General features: G+C 63.1%; 1 protein-coding gene. It reads right to left on the bottom strand.

Features of this window, described 5'->3' with window-relative positions:
* On the bottom strand, positions 1–1,094 hold a 1,094-nt coding region (locus ACR65K_RS20610; protein WP_494568038.1), incomplete at both ends, for a thiamine pyrophosphate-binding protein.

The raw sequence follows: 1,094 nt of genomic DNA, 5'->3' as shown, positions 1-1,094 counted from the left end.
GCGATGTGCTTGCCGAAGTTCTTATCCCGCATCAGGTCCTTGAGCAGGCGGACGAAGGCCATGGTGGTGGCGGCCTGCTGCTTGCCGGATCCGCGCTTGGCCACCTCGTAGGACTTCGCGTCCGGCAAGGCAATTTCGGCGTGGGTGTTCCGGCGCTCCGGCACGGAGCCACCCAACGCCCTTCTCCTTTCGAGGAGATAGGCGATCTCGGGCGAATCCAGGCCCGGGTGGTAATAGGGCGGCCGGTATGGATCTGCGTCCAGTTGTTCGTCCGAAATGGGAATGCGCAGGTAATCCCTGAAGTCCTTGAGGTCCTCGACCGTCAGTTTCTTCATTTGGTGCGTGGCATTCCTTCCTTCAAACCTCGGGCCCAGGCCGTAGCCCTTGACGGTGTGGGCGAGGATGACGGTGGGTTTGCCCTTGAATTCGGTGGCTGCCTTGTAGGCGGCGTAGACCTTGCGGTAGTCGTGGCCGCCGCGTTTGAGGTTCCAGATCTGGTCATCGGTCAGGTCCGCGACGAGGTCTTTGGTTTGCGGGGTTTTGCCGAAGAAGTGTTCGCGGACGAACCCGCCGGACTCGGCTTTGTAGGTCTGGTAGTCCCCGTCGACGGTCTCGTTCATGATCTTCACCAGGGACCCGTCGGTGTCGCGGGTGAGCAGGTCATCCCACTCCCGGCCCCAGACGACCTTGATCACGTTCCAGCCCGCGCCGCGGAAGAACGCTTCGAGTTCCTGCATGATCTTGCCGTTGCCCCGCACCGGGCCGTCCAGGCGCTGGAGGTTGCAGTTGATCACGAAGTTCAGGTTGTCCAGGTTCTCGTTCGCGGCGAGCTGGAGCAGGCCGCGGGACTCGGGCTCGTCCATTTCGCCGTCGCCCAGGAACGCCCAGACCTGCTGGTCGGACGTGTCCTTCAGGCCGCGGTTGTGCAGGTACCGGTTGTTCTGGGCCTGGTAGATCGCGTTCATCGGGCCGATGCCCATGGACACGGTGGGGAATTCCCAGAAGTGCGGCATCAGCCGCGGGTGCGGGTAGGAGGACAGGGCATGGCCTTCACGGGACTTTTCCTGCCGGAACCCGTCCAGGTCCTCCTCGGA

The sequence above is a fragment of the Arthrobacter sp. SAFR-179 genome (genome assembly GCF_059414945.1).
The sequence above is the reverse complement of the archived record's forward strand: the minus strand, read 5'-3'. Positions and strand labels throughout refer to the sequence as shown.